Source organism: Rudaea sp. (assembly GCF_036383415.1).
Classification (GTDB): domain Bacteria; phylum Pseudomonadota; class Gammaproteobacteria; order Xanthomonadales; family Rhodanobacteraceae; genus Rudaea.
On the sequence record NZ_DASVOK010000217.1, the window covers coordinates 1 to 2,304 of the forward strand.

Annotated in this window: 3 protein-coding genes; 2 read left to right on the top strand and 1 reads right to left on the bottom strand. The window is 63.9% G+C overall.

Annotated elements, in window-relative coordinates; genetic code table 11:
• On the top strand, nucleotides 1-654 hold a 654-nt coding region (locus VF497_RS08500), incomplete at its 5' end, for a cytochrome b/b6 domain-containing protein (RefSeq protein ID WP_330887648.1).
• 72 nt (nucleotides 655-726) lie between these two features.
• Here the strand turns inward: VF497_RS08500 and VF497_RS08505 are convergent.
• Nucleotides 727-1,182 (bottom strand): cytochrome c, encoded by a 456-nt coding sequence (locus tag VF497_RS08505; RefSeq protein WP_330887650.1) that lies wholly within the window; start codon nucleotides 1,180-1,182, stop codon nucleotides 727-729.
• A gap of 145 nt (nucleotides 1,183-1,327) precedes the next feature.
• Between VF497_RS08505 and VF497_RS08510 the strand changes: the two genes are divergently transcribed.
• Nucleotides 1,328-2,116, top strand: coding sequence for a dienelactone hydrolase family protein (locus VF497_RS08510; protein WP_330887651.1), 789 nt, complete (start codon nucleotides 1,328-1,330; stop codon nucleotides 2,114-2,116).
• Nucleotides 2,117-2,304 lie beyond the last annotated feature (188 nt).

Genomic DNA, 2,304 nt, shown 5'->3' on the forward strand with positions numbered 1-2,304 from the left:
CCGACGCGGCTGTTCCACTGGACGCTGGTCGCGCTGATCGTGCTGCAGTTCGCCACGGCCGAGTTCGGTTTCCTGTCGATGCAATGGCACTACCGCTTCGGCTGGGCGACGCTGGCGCTGATCGTGTTCCGTCTGCTGTGGGGCCTCGCCGGTTCGCAGACCAGCCGTTTCGCCGACTTCCTGCGCGGTCCGATCGCCGTGGTGCGCTATGTGCGCGCGCAATGGCTTGGCGCTGAAAATGCCGCAAATTCCACAAATGGAAAAGTGCATGTCGGCCACAATCCGCTCGGCGGCTGGTCGGTCGCGGCGATGTTGTTGTGTGTGCTCGTGCAGGCGATCAGCGGCCTGTTCACGAGTGACGGCATCGACGAAGATGGCCCATTCGTCGATTCGGTGTCGAGCGCGACGGTGAAGCTCGCGACGAAGCTGCACCACCTTGGCGAAACGGTGCTCATCGCGCTGATCGCCCTGCATGTCGCCGCCGTGCTGCTGCACTGGGCACTCAAGCACGACAATCTGATCACGCCGATGATCACGGGACGCAAGCCGGCGGCGGTGCCAGCGCCGATGCGTTTCGTCAGCAGCTGGCGCGCGTTGCTCCTGTTTGCCGTTGCTGTCGCCGCAGTCGCGGCGTTGAGCCGCTTCGGAGAATAGTGTACGCAAAATTTGGCGTTGAGCGGCCTTCGGTTCGCTCGAACGCCGAAAATCAATGCGGCCAAAGCCGCATTAATCCTTCTTCTTGTACTTGTCGTGGCAGGCCTTGCACGCTTCGGCGACTTTCTTGAACTGTTCCTTGTCCTTGGCTTCGTCGTTCGCCTTGGCGACTTCGGCGAGCAGCTTGGCCTGCGTGTCGAGGTCCTTGGCCTTGGACTGGAAGTCGTCCCAGTTGGCCCAGACGTCGGGCTTGGCGTCGGTCTTGCCCTTGTCAGAACCCTTGGCGAAGCCTTCGAGAATCTGATCGCTCAGGTTGGCGATGCGGCCCGCATGCTTGGCGAATTCCGCGGCCTCGAACGGATGCTTACCCTTGACCATCGCGCCGAGCGGGCCGAAGTTCCAGCCGATCACGGTCATCAGGCCCTGGCGGTAGTCGATCACGTCTTCCGGTTTCGCACTGTCATGGGCGAAAGCGATGGCCGAAACGGCGAGGGCGGAAGCGGCGACGAAAAAACGGAACCTGGACATGGTGGCCTCACGAGGGTTGCGGAATGTCGGTCGAGTGTAGCAAACGCGGCAACCGGTTAGCGCGTCATGTCGCGCTATCATGGCAGGACGATCGGCGAGCGTGCCGACGTCGATTTTTCACTGCGCTGCTTCAAGGAGTCCTGCGATGAAACGACTGCTTTCGCTTTGCCTGTTGTCCTGCTTCGTGGAAAACGCCGCGCATGCCGCGATGGTGACGAAGAATCTCGACTACGACGTCGGCGGCAAGAAGATGCAGAGCGTGCTCGTCTACGACGATACGGTGAAGGCGCCGCGGCCGGGCATCGTGATGACGCCGGACTGGCTCGGCATCAACGCCGACAACATCGCGCTGGCCAAACAGATCGCGGGCAAGGACTACGTGATCCTCGTCGCCGATGTGTATGGCGTCGATGCGCGGCCGAAGAATGCGGACGAAGCCGGCGCGGCGACCAGCAACATGTACGCGCATCGCGGCGAGCTGCGCGCGCGCATCAATGCCGCGCTCGCCCAGCTCAAGGCGCAGGGTGTCAAGGCACCGCTCGACGGCGCGCACTGGGGCGCGATCGGCTTCTGCTTCGGCGGCGCGACCACGCTCGACCTCGCGCGCAGCGGCGCCGACGTGCAGGGCGTCGTTTCGTTCCACGGCAACCTTGCCGGTGATCCGGCGTTCAAGGACGAGGTCAAGGCACGAGTGCTCGTGCTGCACGGCGCGGACGACAAGTACGAATCCCCCGAGCAGATCGCCGGCTTCCAGCAGGAGATGCGCGACGCCGGCGCGGACTGGCAGTTCCTCAGCTACGGCGGTGCGATGCACTGCTTTGCGATTCCCAGTGCCGACGGCAAGATACCGGGCTGCAAGTACGACGCGCGCACGGCCAAGCGCGCGTTCGCACAGATGCACGAGTTTTTCGGCGAGGTGTTTGCCGCAAAATAGGACACATCTTCCGCCGAGCGGCGATTCGTGTTTGGCGAAGCCGGCGACAACGCACATGTCGCCGGTCGATCGACGGAATCAGTGGTCGCGCTGCAATGCGTAGTTGGCGAGGGCCGAGAGTGCGTCGCGCGCGGCCGACGGCGGCAGTGCGGCGAGGTCGGCCCGGGCCGCGTCGGCGTAGCGCTGCG